Origin of the sequence: Mycobacterium sp. SMC-18, assembly GCF_045310895.1 — a bacterium.
GTDB lineage: Bacteria > Actinomycetota > Actinomycetes > Mycobacteriales > Mycobacteriaceae > Mycobacterium.
This window is the reverse complement of the sequence record NZ_JBJIAL010000033.1, coordinates 43,347-63,541: the sequence shown is the minus strand read 5'-3', so window position 1 is coordinate 63,541 and position 20,195 is coordinate 43,347. Positions and strand designations below refer to the sequence as shown.

The 20,195-nt window shown below is 67.1% G+C and carries 16 protein-coding genes; 5 read left to right on the top strand and 11 right to left on the bottom strand.

All coding sequences use genetic code 11. The features are described from left to right. Positions 1-641: IS30 family transposase (locus ACJH6J_RS22890; RefSeq protein WP_406773983.1), on the top strand; the 641-nt coding region annotated here is incomplete at its 5' end. Positions 642-704: 63 nt separating this feature from the next. Here ACJH6J_RS22890 and ACJH6J_RS22885 read toward each other — a convergent pair. Both ACJH6J_RS22885 and ACJH6J_RS22880 read right to left on the bottom strand, forming a co-directional pair. Then, the gene (locus ACJH6J_RS22885) at positions 705-2,063 is read right to left on the bottom strand and encodes a WS/DGAT/MGAT family O-acyltransferase (RefSeq protein WP_406783902.1); all 1,359 of its coding nucleotides are present in this window, start codon (positions 2,061-2,063) and stop codon (positions 705-707) included. Between the two features lie 44 nt (positions 2,064-2,107). After that, complete coding sequence (locus tag ACJH6J_RS22880; protein ID WP_212807951.1) at positions 2,108-3,595, bottom strand: amino acid permease; 1,488 nt, start codon at positions 3,593-3,595, stop codon at positions 2,108-2,110. Positions 3,596-3,705: 110 nt separating this feature from the next. On the opposite strand from ACJH6J_RS22880, the gene ACJH6J_RS22875 reads away from it, so the two are divergent. Both ACJH6J_RS22875 and ACJH6J_RS22870 read left to right on the top strand, forming a co-directional pair. Beyond that, positions 3,706-4,623 carry an alpha/beta hydrolase gene (locus ACJH6J_RS22875; RefSeq protein WP_406783903.1) on the top strand — a complete coding sequence of 306 codons (918 nt, stop codon included), beginning with the start codon at positions 3,706-3,708 and terminating at the stop codon, positions 4,621-4,623. Between the two features lie 271 nt (positions 4,624-4,894). After that, on the top strand, positions 4,895-5,164 hold the full coding sequence (locus ACJH6J_RS22870; RefSeq protein WP_020103427.1) for a hypothetical protein: 270 nt from the start codon (positions 4,895-4,897) through the stop codon (positions 5,162-5,164). 81 nt (positions 5,165-5,245) lie between these two features. Here the strand turns inward: ACJH6J_RS22870 and ACJH6J_RS22865 are convergent, their stop codons facing one another. The 4 genes from ACJH6J_RS22865 to ACJH6J_RS22850 are packed head-to-tail and all read right to left on the bottom strand — an operon-like array spanning position 5,246 to position 10,229. Further along, entirely contained in the window at positions 5,246-6,391 is a 1,146-nt protein-coding gene (locus ACJH6J_RS22865; RefSeq protein WP_406783904.1) for a Rieske 2Fe-2S domain-containing protein, read from the bottom strand. Between the two features lie 43 nt (positions 6,392-6,434). Then, positions 6,435-7,985 carry an FAD-binding protein gene (locus ACJH6J_RS22860; RefSeq protein WP_406783905.1) on the bottom strand — a complete coding sequence of 517 codons (1,551 nt, stop codon included), beginning with the start codon at positions 7,983-7,985 and terminating at the stop codon, positions 6,435-6,437. Between the two features lie 11 nt (positions 7,986-7,996). Continuing rightward, positions 7,997-9,679 (bottom strand): AMP-binding protein, encoded by a 1,683-nt coding sequence (locus tag ACJH6J_RS22855; protein WP_406783906.1) that lies wholly within the window; start codon positions 9,677-9,679, stop codon positions 7,997-7,999. Then, entirely contained in the window at positions 9,672-10,229 is a 558-nt protein-coding gene (locus tag ACJH6J_RS22850) for a nuclear transport factor 2 family protein (protein WP_212807946.1), read from the bottom strand. Before ACJH6J_RS22850 ends, ACJH6J_RS22855 begins: the two co-directional genes overlap by 8 nt. A 205-nt stretch (positions 10,230-10,434) precedes the next feature. On the opposite strand from ACJH6J_RS22850, the gene ACJH6J_RS22845 reads away from it, so the two are divergent. Beyond that, the gene (locus ACJH6J_RS22845; RefSeq protein ID WP_212807945.1) at positions 10,435-10,863 is read left to right on the top strand and encodes a PaaI family thioesterase; all 429 of its coding nucleotides are present in this window, start codon (positions 10,435-10,437) and stop codon (positions 10,861-10,863) included. Positions 10,864-10,869: 6 nt separating this feature from the next. Here ACJH6J_RS22845 and ACJH6J_RS22840 read toward each other — a convergent pair whose 3' ends face one another. Genes ACJH6J_RS22840 through fadD4 form a run of 3 tightly spaced genes read right to left on the bottom strand, consistent with a single transcriptional unit; the run spans position 10,870 to position 14,423 of the window. Next, positions 10,870-11,901, bottom strand: coding sequence for a CdaR family transcriptional regulator (locus ACJH6J_RS22840; protein ID WP_212807944.1), 1,032 nt, complete (start codon positions 11,899-11,901; stop codon positions 10,870-10,872). Between the two features lie 19 nt (positions 11,902-11,920). After that, the gene (locus tag ACJH6J_RS22835; protein WP_371824504.1) at positions 11,921-12,904 is read right to left on the bottom strand and encodes a MaoC family dehydratase; all 984 of its coding nucleotides are present in this window, start codon (positions 12,902-12,904) and stop codon (positions 11,921-11,923) included. Position 12,905: 1 nt separating this feature from the next. Continuing rightward, complete coding sequence (gene fadD4, locus ACJH6J_RS22830) at positions 12,906-14,423, bottom strand: fatty-acid--CoA ligase FadD4 (protein WP_212807943.1); 1,518 nt, start codon at positions 14,421-14,423, stop codon at positions 12,906-12,908. 267 nt (positions 14,424-14,690) lie between these two features. Here fadD4 and ACJH6J_RS22825 point away from each other — a divergent pair, with 267 nt between their 5' ends. Further along, positions 14,691-16,400: a GMC family oxidoreductase gene (locus ACJH6J_RS22825; protein ID WP_212807942.1), complete on the top strand. Its 1,710-nt coding sequence runs from the start codon at positions 14,691-14,693 to the stop codon at positions 16,398-16,400. On the opposite strand, the gene ACJH6J_RS22820 is transcribed toward ACJH6J_RS22825, so the two are convergent. Beyond that, on the bottom strand, positions 16,301-17,584 hold the full coding sequence (locus tag ACJH6J_RS22820; protein WP_212807941.1) for a sodium:proton exchanger: 1,284 nt from the start codon (positions 17,582-17,584) through the stop codon (positions 16,301-16,303). The genes ACJH6J_RS22825 and ACJH6J_RS22820 overlap by 100 nt on opposite strands. Positions 17,585-18,196: 612 nt before the next feature. Then, the gene (locus ACJH6J_RS22815) at positions 18,197-20,026 is read right to left on the bottom strand and encodes a phosphoenolpyruvate carboxykinase (GTP) (RefSeq protein ID WP_212807940.1); all 1,830 of its coding nucleotides are present in this window, start codon (positions 20,024-20,026) and stop codon (positions 18,197-18,199) included. Between the last annotated feature and the right edge of the window lie 169 nt (positions 20,027-20,195).

Here is a 20,195-nt window from a genome sequence, read left to right as displayed (position 1 = left end):
TCTACCAGTGCCTTTACGTGCAGGGCCGTGGCCAACTGCGCGCTGATCTGAACAAGTGCCTGTCCACCAAACGGGCCACCCGCAAGCCCCGCGACCACACCGAACGCCGCGGCAAGTTCACCGATGTGTTCACCATCAGTGACCGGCCAGCCGAGGCCAATGACCGTGCCGTGCCGGGACATTGGGAAGGCGACCTGATCCTGGGTACTCGCGGCGGCAGCGCGATCGGCACCCTGGTCGAACGCAGCACCCGGTTCACCATCTTGTTGCACCTACCCGACAATCACACCGCCGACTCGGTGGCCGCGGCGATGATCGCGGCGATGAGTGAGCTGCCCGAACACCTGCGCCGCAGCATCACCTGGGACCGCGGCAGCGAGATGGCGAACTGGCGTGACATCAAACTGGCGCTCAAGGCGCCGGTCTACTTCTGCGATCCGCACTCACCCTGGCAGCGCGGGAGCAACGAGAACACCAACCGGCTGCTGCGGTTCTGGTTCGAAAAAGGCACCGACCTGAGCGTGCACACCAAAGCCGACCTCACCCGTATCCAGGACACCCTCAACAAGCGTCCCCGACCCACCCTCGATCTGGACACCCCAGCCCAACGCCTAGCCGCGCTCTTGAACCAAGCCGCCTAGCCACGTTGCACTAATCGATTGACTTTGAGCGCGAAAAGTCGCCATCTTCTTCACGTTCGGCGGCTAGCGGACCGCCGCCTCCAGGTCCGTCAGCGAGTCTTCGAGGTGGCCCAGCAGTCGCTGCAGGTGCGGCACGCTGTGCCGGCAGCCGACCAACCCGAAGTCGAGGTTGTCGCCGTTGTTGACCAGCGTGATGTTGAGCGCCTGCCCGTCGAGCGCGATCGACAGCGGATAGTTCCCGTCGAGCCGGGCGCCCTTCCAGTACATCGGCACCCGCGGCCCCGGCACGTTCGAGATGACGATGTTGAACGGCGGCGGGGTGGCGTCGACGAAACCCGGCACGGCGGACAGCGCGATCGGGGACAGCAGCAGCGCCGACAGGGCCATGGACTCCGTCTTCGACAGCCCCGAGAACACCTGCTTGTTGCCGCGCATCGAGTCGGCGATGGTCTGCAGCCGCGTCGCCGGATCCTTGACGTCGGTGGCCAGGTTGCACAGGAGCGCGCCGACCTGGTTGCCGCCGGCATCCGCGTCGGCCTCGGACCGCAGGCTCACGGGGACCATCGCGATCAGCGGCGCGTCGGGCAGGGCGTTCTGCTCGAGCAGGTAGGCCCGCAGCGCACCGGCGCACATGGCCAGTACGACGTCGTTGACGGTGACGCCGCCGGCGGCCTGCTTGACGGCCTTGATCCGGGCGATCGGCCAGGACTGCGCCGCCACCCGCCGGGCGCCACCGATCTTGACGTTGAACATCGTCTTCGGCGCACTGAACGTCCGGGTCAGGTTCTGCTCCAACAACACCGCGCGAGCCACCCGGAACGCCGATGGCGCCAGACCGGCCGCCGCGCCGACGGTGCCCACCGCCGAACCGATCAGGGACGGGCTCTGCTTCGGCGCACGCTTGCGGGACGGTAGGTCCCACGGCACCCGGACCTCCTGCTCGGACGGGTCGTCGGACAGCGTGCGCATCGCCATCCGGAGAGCGGAAACCCCGTCCAGCAGCGCGTGGTGTGCCTTCGAATAGATCGCGAACCGGCCGTCGTCAAGGCCTTCCACGAGGTACGTCTCCCACAGCGGGCGGTGCCGGTCCAGCAGGCTGGTGTGCAGCCGCCCGCACAGGTCGAGCAGCTCACGAATCCGTCCCGGCGTGGGCAGCGCGGAGCGACGCAGGTGGTAGTCGACGTCGATGTCGTCGTCATACGTCCAGCCGAAGCTGGCGATGCCGCCGAGAATCCGCGCCGGGCGCTTGCGGTAGGTGGGGTTGAAGTTGGTGTGCGCCAACATGTCCCGGTGCAGGTCATGGATGAACTCGGGCCCGGCGCCCTCCGGCGGGGTGAACAGCTGCAGTCCGCCGACGTGCATCGGGTGTTCCCGCGACTCGCCGAGCAGGAACATGGCATCGGTCGGCGACATGATCTCCACCAGCCAAGTAAACCCCTAATCGGCCGGCGGTAAACCTCAACGCGTCAAGGTTGACGTTCGCCCGGTGGCGGCGGGTTGGCGACCACCGGGAACTGGCCGGTGAAGCCCTCGCGCTCCTTGGCGATCGCCAGGACCCGGCCGCGCGCCGCGTACCAGCCCAGGATCAGTGCCGGGATGATGAGCACCAGCGTCGCCACCGTCCAGGTGCCGACCGGCTTGTCGAACGCCATCAGCACCAGCACCGCGGCCAGGAACGCCAGCGTGGCGTATCCGGTGTACGGCGCGCCCCACATCCGGAACGCCGGCCTGGCGATCTCACCGCGCTGCGACCAGCGGAACAGTTGCAACTGACAGATCACGATGGTGGCCCACGACGCGATGATGCCCAGCGCCGCCATGTTCAGCACGATCTCGAAGGCCTGCGCCGGCACGACGCCGTTGAGCACGACACCGAGCAGGCCGATGCTGGCGGTCAGACAGATACCGCCATAGGGCACACCACGTTTCGACATGACGCCGGTGAACTTCGGGGCGCTGCCGTTCATCGCCATGGAGCGCAGGATGCGGCCGGTCGAGTACAGCCCGGCGTTCAGGCTGGAGAACGCGGCCGTGAGCACGACGACGTTCATCAGGGTGCCGGCGCCCTCGAAACCGATCTTCGAGAAGAACGTGACGAACGGGCTCTCCCCCGGCTTGTATGCCGAGTACGGCAGCAGCAGGCCGAGCAGCACCAGCGAGCCGACGTAGAAGAGCGCGATGCGGAAGATCACCGAGTTGATGGCGCGCGGCATGATCTTGTGCGGTTCTGCCGTCTCACCCGCCGCGGTGCCGACGAGTTCGACTGCGGCATAAGCGAAGACGACGCCCGAGGTCACCACCACCAGTGGTAGCAGGCCGGTCGGGAACAGGCCGCCGTGGTCCGCGATGACGCTGAAGCCGGTGGACTGACCGTCGACCTTGAAACGGCCCGCGAGGAACACCGTGCCGACGACCAGGAAGGTCACCAGCGCCACGACTTTGATCAGGGCCGCCCAGAACTCGAGCTCGCCGAACAGCGTCACCGAGATCAGGTTCATGCTCAGCACGATGGCCAGGGCGATCAGCGCGATCAGCCACTGCGGGATCGCGTCGAACGCCGACCAGTAGTGGAAGTAGGTGGCGATGGCGGTCGAGTCGACGATCGACGTCATGGCCCAGTTCAGGAAGTACATCCAGCCGGCGACATAAGCCGCCTTCTCCCCGAGGAACTCCCGCGCGTACGACACGAACGACCCCGACGACGGCCGGTGCAACACCAGCTCGCCCAGGGCCCGCAGGATCAGGAAGACGAACCCGCCGCAGATCAGGTAGACGAGGAACAGCCCCGGCCCCGCGTTGTGCAACCGGCCACCGGCACCCAGGAACAGGCCGGTGCCGATGGCGCCGCCGATCGCGATCATCTGCAGCTGACGCGGTTTGAGGGTGTGGTGGTAGCCCGCGTCCTCGGCCGTCAGACCGGGCGGCTCGGCATGCTTGTGCGGCGTGGAAGTCATAGCGTTTCAGTGAACACTGATGCTCAGTTTCGCGCAGGACAACGAGTTTCCTGTGTGTGAACTGCAAGCGTGTCCCGCCCTGACGCGCGCCGATCAGTAATGTCGGTTGAATGCCGGGCCTCTCGCAAACAGTCGACTTCCACCCCGAGCTGGCGCGGGCCGCACGGTTCATGCCGCGTAGTCCCATCACGCCGTGGAACCTCCGCTTCGTCCGCGTACTGTCCGACCTGCAGGAACGCCGCACCCCCGACAACGTCGAGGTGCTGACCCTGCCGTCGGGCGTCGGGATCCGGCTGCACCGCCCGTCCACCGGCGCGGACCGGGGCGGCGCGCTGCTGTGGATTCACGGCGGCGGCTACGTCATCGGCAGCCCGGCGCAGGACGACGCGCTGTGCCGGCGTTTCGCGGACGCCCTGGGCATCACCGTGGCCGCGGTCAAATACCGGCTGGCGCCCGACAATCCGTATCCGGCCGGGCTAGAGGACTGCTATACGGCGCTGCGCTGGCTGGTCGACCTGCCGGCCGTCGACCCGGCACGGGTGGCGGTCGGCGGCGCCAGCGCCGGCGGCGGCATGAGCGCGGCGTTGGCCCAGCTGGCGCATGACCGCGGTGAAATACCCCTGGCAGCACAGCTTTTGGTATATCCGATGATCGACGACCGGTCGGGTAGCCGGCCCGGGCTGGACCATCCGGGGCACCGGCTGTGGACCCAGAAGTCGAACCGCTTCGGCTGGCGCGCGTATCTTGGCGGCGCCGACCCCGCGGTGGCCGTCCCCGCCCGGCGCGCCGACCTGTCCGGTCTCCCGCCGGCCTGGGTCGGGGTCGGGACCTTCGATGTCTTCCACGACGAGGATGTCGAGTACGCCGAGCGGCTGCGGGCGGCGGGCGTGCCGTGCGAACTGGAAGTGGTGCCGGGCGCTTATCACGGGTTCGACGGCGTCGCCGCCAAGACCCAGGTGGCCCGGGCGTTCTTTGCCAGCCAGGTCGAGTTCCTGCGGCCGCTGCTGAACCCGGCGGTCGTCGGCTAGCCCCGACGGCTAACTCATCGCGCGCCGGCACCGCCGATGCGGCTGCCGCAACCCGCTGCGGCACTGACGATCCCGCCCGCCAGCTGCCGCGCGAACGTGATCTTCGTTACTTAGATTATACTATCTAATTGATGTTTATGCAGGTCATGCGTGGTTTTTGAAATATTAGCCGATCAAATAAACCCTTGCGGGGAAGCATTTCGGGGCGCATGGTTGTTGAACAGACCAACGACCACCTCGGTCGTGATCTTCACCGAGAAGAGGCACGGCAATGACCACCCTGACCCATCAGACGACCGAAAACATCGGCCCCCTGCGGCAGCTGTTCCGGCGTTCCACCGCTGTGGTGGTGCTGACGGCAGCAGGTCTGGGCGTGGCCGGCTACATGGCCCTCGGCATGCTGCAGGACAAGCCGGCCGACCCGGTGCTGCCCGCGTTCTCCGCGGTCCCCGTCCCGTCCGCTCCGGACATGGACAAGCTGCAGAACCTGGGCCAGCTGGCCGCCATCGTGCAGAGCCCGCAGGCGCACCCGGCCCGCTGAGCCCCGCCCGCTGAGTCCGACACCCCGATCTGACCACTGAGCCGCCCTCGAAAACGAGAGCGGCTCAGTGCTTTTCGGCGACTACTGGACGGCGTGTGCCTTGCCGACCGGAGTGCGGTTGGCCAGATTCTTGGCGACCTCTTCGCGCCACAGGTCGTTGGCGTGCGTGGTGTCGACCTCCTGCTCGAAGCGGGCGACCATGTCGGGCTTGATGTCGGCGACGTCGACATAGAACTGCTCGTACCAACGGCGGTGCTGGTAGACCGGACCGTCTTCCTCGGTCAGCAGCGGGTTCTCGATGCGCGTCTTGTTCTTCCAGATCTCGACGTCTTCCATGAAGCCGTCGCCGAAACTGCGGCTCAACGACGCCGCCAGCTTCTCGGTCTTGTCCGCCGGCAACGCCGGATTGTTCTGCACCGCCACTCCCCACTGCAGCACGAACGAATCATGCGTCACGGGGTAGTGGCAGTTGATCAGCGCGATCTCGACCGTGAAGTTCGGGGCCAGATCGTTGTGCAGCCAGTTGATCATGTACGCCGGCCCGAAATACGTCGCCTCCGAGCGCAGGTAGGTGCCGTCCCACAGCTCACGGGTCGCGTAGTCCGGGCGCGGCTTGGACTCCATGAACTGGCTGGCGGTGTGGCCCTCGATGACGTTCTTGAAGTACGTCGGGTAGGCGTGGTGGATGTAGAAGAAGTGCGCCATGTCGACGTTGTTGTCGACGATCTCGCGACAGTGCGACCCCTCGATCAGCAGCGAGTTCCACTGCCACGGCGACCACTGGCCCTCCTCGTAACCCTCGATGGTCGGCGGGGTCAGCTCCGGCCCGGGCGTCGAACCCTCGGGGTCGTGCCAGAGCAGCAGCTGCCCGTTGACCTCGGTGGTCTGCCAGGCGCGGGTGCGGGCCAGCCGCGGCGTGCGCTTGGCGTACGGCACCAACTGACACTTGCCGTCCCCGCCCCAACGCCAGTCATGGAACGGGCACGCCACCGCGTCGCCTTTCACGGTGCCCTGCGACAGGTCACCACCCATGTGGCGGCAGTACCCGTCGAGCACCTTGATGGCGCCGGTGGAGTCGGCGAACACCACGAGCTTGGTCCCGAACGCCTGCACCGAGTGCGGCTTTCCGTCCCGGAACGACTCGGCCAGCCCGATGCAGTGCCAGCCGCGCGCGAACCGCGTCATCTCGACGCCGGCATCGATATGCCGGACCTCGGCCTCAGTCATCTTGTGCCCCTTTCGAATTCGCCGAGCCCTGGAACCAGGACCCTTACGAAGACTCTCGTTTGACCATATCGAGCACCGCCAGGTGGGAGAACACCATGCTGGTGCCGATCGGGTTGCCACCGCCCGGGTAGGCGTAGCCGCTCGGCGCGGCCATGGTGTTGCCCGCCGCGTACAGCCCGGGAATCAGGTTGCCGGCGGTGTCGAGCACCTGACCGGTGGTGTCGGTGCGCAGGCCGCCCTTGGTGCCCAGGTCGGAGATGCCGAACTTGGCAGCGTGGAACGGCGCCTTGTCGATCCGGACCATCGGGCAGGCGCCGCCAGAGAAGGCACGGTCGTAGGCCTCGTCGCCGCGGCTGAAGTCGGGGTCGGAGCCCGCGTCGGCGTATTCGTTGAACTGTTTGACGGTCGCGGCGAGCTGCTCGGCCGGGACACCGATCTTGACGGCCAGCTCGTCCAGGGTGTCCGCGGTGTGCCACAGCCCGGCATCGACGTACTTCTCGGTCTCGACCATCGACACGTTGGTCGCCTTGATCGGCGGCACCCCACCATCGGTGTCGTCGTAGATCATCCAGAACGGCAACGTCATCTCGCCCTTGGCCAGCCGGTCCACGACGACGCGGCCGATGCGGTCGTACGCCGCGGATTCGTTGACGAACCGCTTGCCGTCCTGGTCGACGAAAATGCCGCCGGTGAACCACAGCGCGAACGCGCTGCGACCGTCCGGATGGGTCAGGCCGGGTGACCACCACGCCTGCTCCATCAGATCGGTGTCGGCGCCCACGGCGATGCCCGCCTCATGCGCCTGACCCAGATTTCCCCAGGGCCCCATGGTGTCTCGCGCCTCGCCGGGCACGCCGTACTTGTGCCGCAGCTCGTCGTTGCCCTCGAAGCCGCCGGCCGCGAGCAGCACGCCCTTGCGTGCCCTGATCGCCTTGCGGACCCCGTCGGTCTCGACAACAGCTCCGACGACGGCGCCGTCCTCGGTGACCAGCTCGACCAGTGCGGTGTTGAGTTGTGTTGTCGCCGAAGGGTATTGCTTCAGCGCCACCAGGAAGCGGGCGATCAGCGCCCGGCCGCCGATGAAGTAGTCGTCGGGCTGCGGGACGCCGAGCCGGTCGTTGTCGAGCGGGCCGCGCACCAATTCCTTGAATTCAGGCGCCTTTTCGATCTTCAGCGGACGGGCCGCGACGTGCCGCTGACCGTCCAGCCGGGCCTTGGGCATCTTCCCGAAGTAGTCGGGCCAGGGCAGCATGTCGAACTTGATGTTGGGATCGGCTTCCAGGTACTCCATCAGCGGCGCGCCGCCGCGGACGTAGGTGTCCTGCAGCTCGCGCGGCGTCCGGTCGCCGACGACGGCGTGGTAGTACTCGAGCGCATCCTCGATGGTGTCGTCGGTGCCGGCCCGCTGCAGCACGGGGTTGCACGGGAACCACACGCCACCGCCACCGGAGTAGGCAGTGGTGCCGCCGAACTTGTCGGTGGCCTCGACCAGCAGCACCTCGAGTCCCTCACGCGCGGCGGTGTAGGCGCCGGTGACGCCACCGCCACCAGAGCCCGCCACCAGCACGTCAACCGTCGAGTCCCAGTCCGTCATGCCCAAACTCCCTATAGGTATCGCTGCCGTCCGTACTGCGTGAACTCATCGTCCAACGCGCGCTTGGCATCGTCCGACATCAGGCCGTAAACCGGTACGCCCCGACCCACCCAGCGGTACACCAGTTCGTCGGTGTGCCACTTGTCCGCCTGCAGTTCGCGCTTGAGCACCTTGTTGGAGCCGGTGACCGGCAACGAATCCGAGATCCGCAGGAACCGCGGCATGCCCTTCTTGCCGAGGTCGTCCTGGTCGTTCAGGTACTGCACGAACTTGTCGACGCCGAACAGGATGGGGTCAGCGACCTCGATCGCGGCCATCACCTGATCGCCCGAGCGGGGGTCCGGCACCGCGTATACCCCGGCGGCGATCACCTCGGGATGGCGCCGCAGCACACGCTCGATCGACAGGGCCGACGTGTTCTCGCCGTCGACCCGAATCCAGTCCCCGCGCCGGCCGGCGAAGTAGATGAAGCCGTTCTCGTCGAGGTAACCCAGGTCGCCGGTCCAGTACCAGCCGTTTCGGATGCGGTCGGCGTCGGCGGAGTCGTTCTTGTAGTAGCCCTCGAACTTCTTGGTGCCGAGCTTGTCGACGATCTCGCCGACGGCGTCGTCGGGGTTGAGGATGCGGCCGTGCCGGTCCAAAACCGCCGGGACACACTCGATCATCGTTTCGGGGTTGACGATCGCGACACCCGGATGGGCGGGACGGCCGAGTGCCCCCTCGGGCTGGTTCGGGTCGAGTACGACGGCGCCGCCGCCCTCGCTGGAGCCGTACCCCTCGTACAGCTCCGCGCCGAACCGGCGCTTGAAGTAGGCCTGGTCCTCCGGTGAGGCCTCGGTGCCGAACCCGCGGTTGAGCGGGTTGTCGGCGTCGTCGGGCAATTCGGGGGTGGCCAGCAGATAGCCGAGTGCCTTGCCGACGTAGGTGAAGAACGTCGCACCGAAATACCGCACGTCGGGCAGGAAGCCGGACGCCGAGAAGCTCGGGGTCAGGCAGACGGTCGCGCCGACAGCCAGCGCCGGCGCCCACAGCGCCATGATGGCGTTGCCGTGGAACAGCGGCATACAGCAGTAGTCGACGTCGTCGCGGACGTGGTTGAACTTGTCGACGGCCGAGTAGGCGATCCACGCCAGGCGGCCCTGGCTGCACTTGACGGCCTTCGACGCGCCCGTCGTGCCGGAGGTGAACAGCAGCAGCATCAGCGTTTCGGCGCCGACGCCGTCTGCCACAGCGATTTGTGCACGATTTTCCGCGCCGGCCGCGGATTTTCGTGCACAAATCGCTTCTTGGTAGGTGGGGTCGTCGACGACGAGGATGCGGTCGGGCGTCAGCCCGAGGTCGAGGCCCGTAAGCCGTTCCCGCCCAGCCGAATCCGTGACGATCAGCTGACAGTCCGCATGGCGGACCTCGCCGGCCAGTTCCGTGTTGCCGCGCGTCGGGTTGATGCCGACGATCGTGGCCCCGGACAGCGCGGCGCCGCCCAACCAGAAGATGAAGTCGGGCACGTTGTCCAGCAGGACGCCGATGTGAAACGGCCCGTCAGCCCGCAGTTCGGCGGCGTACGCGCCGCGGGCAGCGGACTCGCGGACCACCTCGTCCCAGGTCCAGTCCTGGTCCCGGGTCCGCAGCCCCAGCCGCTCATCGCCGAGGCGGTCGAGCAGCAGGGCTGCGATGTCCTCGCGGCGTTCAGGCATTGGCGGCGGCGGCCTTCTGGTCGATGTACGCCTGCGGCAGGTCTGCCACACCGAGCTTGGTGACGCTGACCGGGCCGGTCTGATACGCGTCCTCGCCGATGATCAGGCCGTCGGCGTCGATCGGCCAGTTGATCAGCTGACGGAACACCAGCAGGTAGTCGCCGTTCGGGTCGTCGACGTCCACACCGATGGCCTGCGCGGACGCGCCCGGGTAGATCATCTTCATCCAGCCTTCGGTCATCACCAGATCATCGTCGACGGCGAGGCGATCGACCTCGAAGACGAGATGATTCGCGCCGCTGGCCACGAACGCCTCGTAATAGGCGCGCACGCCTTCGGTGGTCTTCGGGCCCATGTCGGTGTTGGCGTACCAGAAGTGGTAATCCGGGTTCGGGGACAACGTGGCCATCAGACGATCCATGTCCGGCACGGCCTCCGCCTTCATGTGTTCGAGCACGATGCCCAGCACCTGGCGGTGGCGCTCGTTCGTGGTGCGCGACAGGCGTTCCTCCACCAGTTCCCAGGTCTTGGTGGGGTCGATGACGGCCATGTGGGTACTCCTCGGGTCTGTGACTGAGCGTGGGCTGTTCACGCTTGTGTGGCCATCATCACGAACCCGGACGCGCGCGGTCATCCGACATACGTCGCGTCTTACCGGGATATTTCCCGACGATCGTCGGATACGGCTAATCAGTGCCGGCCGTTGCTGAGGGCGATAACATGCGGATCTCCCGCGCGACAGGAGGTGCCCGGCCATGGCGCACGCGTTCCGCGATCCGCTCGAAGCGACCCAAGATCTGCGGCGGTCTCCCGTTCACCGACACCTGCAGCTCAGCGTGGTCTGGCAGGAGCAGGGTGTCGCGATCCTGTCGATGCCGCTCGCGCCGGACCTCGAAGGGATCACGCCCGGCGGCATCCACGGCGGGATGCTGGCGACGCTCGCAGACGCCGCGTCCGGCTTTTGCCTCGAAGGACTCTTCGACCTCGGATCAGAAATCCCCGTCACCACCGACATGCATGTCCGGTACTACCGGCAGCCGCACGGCGGCCCGCTGGTCGCCGAAGCCCAGGTGGTGAATGTCGGACGCCGGCTGCTGAGCTGCGAATGCTCGATTGTCGACGCCGCGGAGCGGGTGTTGGCCCGGTCCACTGCCACGTTCATGATCGTTCCGCTTGCGGGCTGACCGGGCTCAGTCCGTCAGCTCCGCCGACGACAGCGCGATCCGGCGGATCATCAGCACGAGGGTCGCCGAGAACCGGTCCAGCGGATCGTCCATATCCCAGCCCAACTGGGATTCGATGTGCGCGAGCCGCGCGGCCACGGTGCTGTGGTGCACGTGCAGCTCCTCGGCCGTCCGCCGCAGCGAACCGAACACGCAGAACGCCTCGGCCGTCTCGACCTGCAGCCGGCCGGTGGGTGTCGCCGCGATCTCGTTGATGCGGGCCAGCGCGTGACTGCCGCGCGTGGCCTCGGGCGGCAGCTCGGCCAGCAGCTCGAGCGCGCTCAACCGCTCGTAGGCGACGGCACGCCGCCCGAAACCGGTCGACGACGCGAAGCGCAGCGCCCGCAGCGCCTGGGACCACGAGGTCGGCGCCGCGAACACGCCGCCAGCCGCCCCGAGACCGACCCACGGCCCCCGGTCGGCGCCGACCGGTAACGGCGCCGGGAATGCCGTGACGATCGCCTGGTCCAGTTCGTCGGACAGCGCACGCGTGTCGGTCCGGCCCTGGCACACCACCGCCGTCGCGGTGCCCAGGTCCGCGGTCCGCACCGACACCGCGGTCAGGGCCGACGTGATGACTCGCAGGGCTTCCGGCGACGACTGTGCCGACACCGCCAGCACCCTGACCTCGCGGGACTCGTCGAGCCCCAGCAGCCTGATCGCCCGCGCCCGGTCCTCCGGGCGCTCCCGGCTCGACAGCACCACCTCGACCAGCGCCGGGTCACCGAAGCTCGGCGGCACCCGGGCGCCGATGTCACCCAGCGTGTGCCGCACCCGGTCGAGCAGGACGCCGTCCAACGGGTGGGCCGGGGCGTCGCGCTCCAGCCAGACCTCTGGTGCCGAGCCGTCCCACCGCACGTGGACGGGACACCCGGCGACGACCTGCGCCGCCTCCAGCACCCCGTCGACACCCGAGGCATCGAGGTCGTCGAAAAACCGGACCAGCCGCAGCACCGACTCCGGGTCACTGCCCAGATCGGACAACCGCAACGCGCTCACGCCGCCATTCTGACAATGCTCAGAACTGCAGGACGCTGAACCGCCAGTCCAGTACCTGCCGGTCGGGTCCGTCGGCGTCGACCGCGAACACCACGGACCGCAGATCGAGTGTCCCGCCGCGGCCCGGCGTCTCGTGCGCGGCCTCGACGTGCAACTCGCTGTAGAGAGTGTCGCCCTCGTGCACGGGGCCGGTGTGGTCGCAGGACTCCCAGCCCAGGACGGTGACGATGTTCGGCAGGAGCCGGGTGGCCTGGGCAAGCGCCAGGCCGATGGTGTGCCCGCCGTACACCAGCCGAGTGCCGGCCACGCGCGAATCATGATGCGTGGCAGCGACGTTGAGGGTCAGGCGGGCCAGTTCCGGGGCGCTGCTGACGACGTCGGCCGTGCTGGTGAACACCTGGCCGGCGAGCTCCGGATCGAAATTCTCGCCGGGCGCCCCCGAGCGCCACGCGTCGGCATTCCACTCCGAAGTCGGGTCCGGGAGCCCGGGCGTGGCACTGCCGATGGTGCTGAGGTCGTCGGCGTGGCCGGTGTCGTCGGCGTCGTCGCGCAGGGGCAGCATGGCGCACCGGTGGAAGTCGAGCACCGTGCGGCCGTCCTGGTCGATGGTGATCATGCGCAGCGCCGCCAGCCCCGTACGCGGCCGGCCCGGCTTGACTGAATTCTGTTTGAGCCCAACGACTTCGGTGCGGGTGGTGATGGTGTCGCCGATGTGCGGGAAGCGGTGGAACCGCAGCCCGCGGTAGAACAGATTCGCCTTGACTCGTCGGGTCACCAGCGTCGACTGACCGATCGCGATGTCGCACACCAGCGCGGGGTGCGCCAGCGCCCGCGGTGATCCGGTGACCGCGGCGGCCAGAGCGGCGTCCAACGGCAGCCGCATCCGGTCACCGACGATGGCCTGGTGTACCGCCGCCGCACCGTCGGTGAGCGTCATGCCGGGCGCCCAGTCGAAGACCTGACCTATGCTGAGGTCCTCGAAAAACGGTCCGCCAGTGGGCACGTCACACAGAGTACTTCTCGATCAGCGATTGCTTGTACAGCTTGCCCGTGTCGGTCCGCGGTAATTGCGCTTCGAAGGAGATGGACCGCGGGCACTTGTAGTGCGTCAGCCGGTCCCGCAACCAGGTCAGCAGCTCCGCACCGAACTCCTCGGTGCCGTCGGCCGGATCCACGGTCTGCACAACCGCTTTCACGCTCTGGCCCATCTCGGCATCCGGAATACCGAACACCGCGGCGTCCATCACCTTGGGATGCGTGACGAGGACGTTCTCCGCTTCCTGCGGATAGATGTTCACACCGCCACTGATGATCATGTGATGCCGGCGGTCGGTGAGGTAGAGGTAGCCGTCCTCGTCGAGGTAGCCGATGTCGCCGACGGTCGCCCAGCCGTGCGCATCCCTTGAAGCCGCGGTCTTTTCGGCGTCGTCCAGGTACTCGAAGGTGTTCCCGCCCTCGAAATAGATCTCGCCCGGTACGCCCTGCGGCTGCTCGTTGCCGTCCTCGTCGAGGATGTGCAGGACGCCCAGCATGGGCTTGCCGACCGACCCGGGGTGGATCAGCCAGTCCTCGGCCGTGATCAGCGTGGAGCCGATGGCCTCGGACGACGCGTAGTACTCGTCGACGATCGGGCCCCACCAGTCGATCATCTGCTTCTTGATCTCCACCGGGCACGGGGCAGCGGCGTGCATGACGCGCTTGAGCGACGACAGGTCGTACGAATCCCGCACGGACTGCGGCAGTTTCAGCATCCGGGTGAACATCACGGGCACGAACTGGCCGTGCGTGATGCCGTAGCGCGCGATGGCGTCCAGACAGCCCTCGGCGTCGAACTTCTCCATCACGACCGTGGTGACGCCCTCGGCCTGAATCTGCATCGACCACACCGAGGGCGCGGTGTGGTACAGCGGCGCCGGGCTCAGGTAGACGGCATCCTTGGGGAGCCAGAAGCTCATCAGCATCTTCATGAGCCCGGGCACCTCGGCCGGCGGCAGATGCGTCAGCTCGCGCTTGATGCCCTTCGGGCGCCCCGTCGTGCCCGACGAGTACTGCAGCAGGTCGCCTTCGATCTCGTCGTCGATCGGCGTATCGGGATAGGCCGCAACGCATTCCGGGTAGCGATCCCAGCCTGGCAGCTCACCGTCGGCGATCATGAGCAGCTTGGGCAGCCCACCCTTCAGGTGCTCGGCCAAGCCGGCACACGTGTCACTGAGGGCCGCGGAACCGATCACCGCGGCGGCGCCACTGTTCTCGATGATGTAGGCGGCTTCAGCGGGTGTCAGGTGAATGTTGATCGGCACGTAGTACAGGCCACTGCGCCGCGCGCCCCACATCGCCGCATGCATGTGCTCGTTGTTTTCCATCAGGATGGCAACGACGTCACCCTCGGCGAGCCCGTTGGCCCGGAAGTGATGCGCCAGCCGGTTGGCTCGGGCCTCCAACTCGTCGAACGTCACCACCGTGCCGGACGGGTGCAAGATCACGGCCGGTTTCCCGCTGCCCACGTGCTGGCGAATCTGCATGACGGCACTCTACGACAGGTGACTTGACACCTGTCAAGAAGGTGGGTGTGCCGAATTCTGCGGCGTCGACAACCACCTGACGGCGGTCGGCAACGCTCGGCAGACGGCCGATATTCTGCCATCCCTGCAATTTTGGCAAACTCTCAGCTAATCGCCAGAAGTAGATTGAATCGACATATTTTGCAGATCTATGCGACTATCTGTCGATGTCGTGAGCATGCGACTGTAGTTTTGGCAAAGTTTTGATGACGCCGACCGGAGGTCGCGATGGCCACATTCGATTACCTCGTGGTGGGCGCCGGGACGGCGGGGTGCGTGCTGGCCAATCGCCTGTCCGCCGATCCCCGCAACCGGGTACTCCTCATCGAGGCCGGCGGCCGTGCGCGTAGCCCCTACCTTCGCGTCCCCAAACTCGGCAGCCGCTTGTTCGGCGACCCGCGGTACATCTGGCAGCACCAGACCATTCCCCTCGGACCGCACGGCACCACCGAACTGTGGCCACGCGGCAAGGTCCTCGGCGGGTCCAGCTCGGTCAACGGCATGGTCTACAACCGCGGCCAGAAAGCCGACTTCGACGAGCTCGAACAGCTGGGCAATCCCGGCTGGGGCTGGGACCACATCCTCGCCGCGTACCGAAGCTTCGAACACAACACCATCGGTCAGTCGTCCACGCGCGGGTTCGGCGGCGAACTGGCGATCAGCGTCGTCCGCGACCCCGACCCGCTCGCGCTGACGACGATCGCCGCCGGTACCCGCCTGGGCCTGCGGCCCCTCTGCGACCTGAACGAAACAGACGAGCCGCGCATCGGGCTTTCGCCCGCAACCATTTACAACGGCAGACGGGTCAGCGCCGCCACCGCATTCCTGGACCCGGTGCGCGCCCGCCCCAACCTGCAGGTGCTCACCGGCGCCACGGCAGAGCGACTGGAGTTCACCCGGGGCCGCGCCACGGGGGTGAGGCTCCGGATGGACGGACTCACGACGGTGGTGCGGGCGAATCGCGAAGTGATCCTCACGCTGGGCGCGCTCGGATCACCAAAACTGTTGCAGCTCTCCGGAATCGGGCCCAGCGAAGTACTCGCGGCCGCCGGCGTGCCGCGCTACCTGGAACGCTCGAACGTCGGGCGGCGCATGCGCGACCACCGGACCCTGGTGAACACCTACCGGCTCAATCGGAACATCGGGCACAACCGCCACCTGTCGACGACGTGCGGCAAGGTCCGGTCCACCGTCAGATACGCCGCCACCGGCCGGGGACCACTGGCCGCACCGACCGGCGACGTGCTCGCGTTCTTCAAGACCGCCCCCGACCAGCCCCGCGTCGACGGTCAGATGCTCGTGACCGCGCTGACACTGGCCGGCGCCGGCGGCACCGTCGAGCGTCTGCCCGGCGTGTCCTGTATGGGTGAGATTCTGCGCCCGACGTCGGAGGGCAGCGTCTGGATCAGCTCACCCGACCCCGGCGACCCTTTGATGATCGACCCCAACTATCTGGCCACCGCCCACGACCGGACCGCCGCCATCGGGGTCCTGCGCGCCATGCGCGAGGTGTTCCAGCAGTCGCCCATTGCCGACCTCATCGCCACGGAGCTGACGCCCGGCCCCGACACCCAATCCGACGATGAACTCCTGCACGCCGCGATGACGCAGGGGCTGACGGGTTTCCACGCGATCGGCACCTGCGGCATGGGACCGGACGACGACGACATCGTCGATGACCAGTTGCGGGTCCGCGGCATCGACGGCCTACGGGTCGGCGACCTGTCGATCATGCCGATCATGTTGTCCGGCAACACAAATGCGCCTGCCATGGCGATGGCCGCGCGCGCCGCGGACCTCATCCTGGACTCGCCGGTTCGCGCCGCTCGTCACCGCGGTCAGCGACCGACGATCGACAACTCCCGGCCGTCGAACCGCACCCCGTCGACGTCGTTGTCGCCGGCGCTGAACGGCGCCCGCAGCGTCGCGACGATGTGACGACGGTTGATGATCAGGCCCACCACCGTCAGCGCGCCGTAGACGCCGCACAGCACCAGGCGGCCGGTGGTCGAGGTGATCGGGAACTGCACCACGAACAGCGCCAGCAGCAGCCACGCCGTCGCCCGGTGGAACCGCAGCGACAGGATCAGCGCGACGCCCATCATGGTCTGGGTGGCCGTCAGCAGCACCTCCTCGACCTGCCGGCCGTCGAGAACCAGCTCGGTGCCGCCACCGCCGGCGAGGTAGGCGATGGGCAGCGAGCCCATCAGCAGCGTCCACTGATTGACCTTGGATGAGATGAGGGTCGCGATGGCCGCGGTGCTCTTCCCTCGCGCGGCGAAGATGGTCGCGATGATGAACTCCGGGGCCTCCGAGGCCAGCGGCGCGAGCCACTGCACCAGCAGGAAGCGGTCGACACCCAGCTCGGTGCCCGCGTCGACCAGGCTGTTCGCGAACGGCTCCGCACACATCAGGATGACCGCACCCGATACCGCGAACAACGTCACGACGGTGATGCGGCGAGCCCGGTCGGGCAGCGCGCCGATGGCCGCGGCAGTACCGACGAGCTCGGGCTCCTCCGGCTCCCCGCGCGTCAGTTTGTAGAGGTAGAAGCCGAACCAGGCCAGCAGTGCCACGCCGAGCACCAGGTGGATGCGGCCGGTCGTCGGGATGATGAACGCGACGAGTCCGGCGATGAGCAGGAAGCCCAGCTCGACGCGGTTGCCGGGTTCCAGCGACAACATCGGTTTGCTGCTCTTGCCGGCCGACATCCGCTGCGCGACGTACAGACCGACGATCACCACGACCGGCCAGCCGATACCCATGAGCAGCCGGTTGGAGCCGGTCATGTTGGCGGCGGCGTATTGCACGTACTCGGCGTTGTGGCCGGCGACGTAGGCGTAGTAGAGGTCGACGGCGTATTCGGGCAGCACCGCGATCAGGGCCAGAACGGCGATGGCGAGGCCACCGGACACGTCGACCTGCGCTGCTTCGGCCGCCCAGGCCAGCACGAAGCTGGCGGCGACGACAGCCGCGCCGAATGCCAACAGCGAGACGACGGGGTTCGGGTGGACGCCCGCGAGACGCAGCGCCACCGCCGGGAGAACGAACGCAGCGGCCAGCAGCAGGGATCGCGCAAGCGGCCGACGCGTGGTCGGGCCGGCGGATCGGGTGCTGGTCACGCCGCTGACGCTAGCCGCCCAAAACCGTTCCAGCAACTTAGCGTTGCTACGAATTGGTTCGGCTTGTGACGCTGAATTTGCTGGTCAGCGTGCTGGACGTTTTGAGTTCGGTTACCCTAACTCGATTGTGTGGCTAATCAAGATCATTTGTGGCGGGAAGCCGTCGAGTCCTCAACGAGCCATTCACGGCGCCGAACCTGACAGTCATCGACCCAGCCTGGACCCCTGGTTGCCTTCAGGACCGGCGTCAGTGCCGGGTCCCGAGGCAAAGTACGTGGCTTCAATCATGACCGCCATTGCCGGTGTCGATTGAACTAAGGGACCGCTAGCGCCCGGAGAAAGTACTTGGCTTCAATCACCGGCAGTTCTGCAGGCCATGATTGACGCTAGGTACTTCGCTGCTGCGCCCCGGACCGGATTCGACCTCGCGGACGAGCGGGAAAGCCGTCGCGTCGCAGGCAGATATTCGCCTGTTACGCCGCGAGTGTGCACGTAGCGCGTCTCCGCCACCCGATCCGCGATCTGGACGCACATTCGCGGTGGATCGCCCCAAAACCCACGACCCCCGATCTCCTGGGAGACCGGGGGTCGTGTGTTTGTGCGAGGGAGCTCTTAGGCCTCTTCAGCCAAGCGGTGCTTGAGGGCGTCGAACTCGTCCTTGATGCCGGTCGGCAGCTTCTCGCCGACGAACTCGAACCACTCTTCGATCAGCGGCAGCTCGTTCTGCCACTCGTCGACACGCACGGCCAGCGCCTCGTCGACGTCGGCAGCCGACACGTCCAGACCCTCCAGGTCCAGGTCAGCGGCGGTCGGCACGATGCCGATCGGGGTGCTCTTGCCCTCGGCCTGGTGCTCGATGCGCTCGATGGCCCACTTCAGCACGCGGCTGTTCTCACCGAAGCCCGGCCACAGGAAGCGGCCGTCGTCGCCGCGGCGGAACCAGTTGACGAAGAAGATCTTCGGCATCTTGGACTCGTCGGCGTTCTTGCCGATGTTGATCCAGTGCTGGAAGTAGTCACCGACGTGGTAGCCGAGGAACGGCAGCATGGCCATCGGGTCGCGGCGCACGGTGCCGACCTTGCCCTCGGCGGCGGCGGTCTGCTCGGAGCCCAGGGTGGCGCCGATGAAGACGCCGTGCTGCCAGTCGCGGGCCTGCGTGATCAGCGGCACCGTCGTCTTGCGGCGGCCGCCGAACAGGATCGCCGAGATCGGCACACCCTGCGGGTCGTCCCACTCGGGGGCGACCGACGGGCACTGCGAGATCGGGGTGCAGTAGCGCGAGTTCGGGTGCGCCGCCTTGGTCTCCGTTTCCCGCAGGATCCAGTCCTGGCCCTTCCAGTCGATGAGGTGCTCCGGCTCGCCCTCGAGGCCTTCCCACCAGACGTCACCGTCGTCGGTCTTGGCGACGTTGGTGAAGACGGTGTTGCCGGCGGCGATGGTCTTCATGGCGTTCGGGTTCGACGACCAGTTGGTGCCCGGCGCGACGCCGAAGAAGCCGAACTCGGGGTTGACGGCGTACAGCCGGCCGTCCTTGCCGAAACGCATCCAGGCGATGTCGTCGCCGACGGTCTCGGCGCGCCAGCCCGGAATGGTGGGCTGCAACATCGCGAGGTTGGTCTTGCCGCAGGCCGACGGGAACGCCGCGGCAATGTAGTACGCCTTGTTCTCCGGCGAGATGAGCTTGAGGATCAGCATGTGCTCGGCGAGCCAACCCTCGTCGTGCGCCATGGCCGAGGCGATACGCAGCGAGTAGCACTTCTTGCCCAGCAGCGCGTTGCCGCCATAGCCCGAGCCGTAGCTCCAGATCTCGCGGGTCTCGGGGAAGTGGGTGATGTACTTGGTGTCATTGCACGGCCACGGCACGTCCTTCTGGCCGGGCTCCAGCGGTGCACCGAGCGAGTGCAGCGCCTTGACGAAGAAGCCGTCGTCGCCGAGCTTGGCCAGCGCCTTGGCACCCATGCGCGTCATGGTGCGCATCGAGACGACGACGTACTCCGAGTCGGTGATCTCGACGCCGAGCTTGGGATCCTCGGCGTCCAGCGGGCCCATGCAGAAGGGCACGACCCACATGGTGCGGCCGCGCATGCAGCCGCGGTAGAGGTCGGTCATGATGCCGCGCATCTCGGCGGGATCCATCCAGTTGTTGGTGGGCCCGGCGTCCTCTTCGCGCTGCGAGCAGATGAAGGTCCGCGACTCGACGCGAGCAACGTCCGACGGATCCGACAGTGCGAGATAGGAATTCGGCTGCTTCTCCGGGTTCAGCTTCTGGAAGGTGCCGGCCTCGACGAGCTGAGCGGCGAGACGGTCGTACTCCTCGGCCGAGCCGTCGGCGAACATCACCCGGTCGGGCTGAGTCAGCTCCGCAACTTCACGAACCCAGGCGAGTAGCCCGGCGTGATTGGTCGGTGCGGCGTCGAGACCGGGAATGGTCGCTGAGGTCATCAAATTCTCCTGCTCGCAAATCGCAGCTATACCTCTTTAGAGGTTAACGTGAGTGACATACAAGTGGACAATCGGGCTGCTGTCCGATCTCTCACAAGAACGATTCAGAAAGCCCAATCACGGGTCCCGAACCCGCAGGTAACGCGTTTGAGGGCGCCAACTGCCGGTT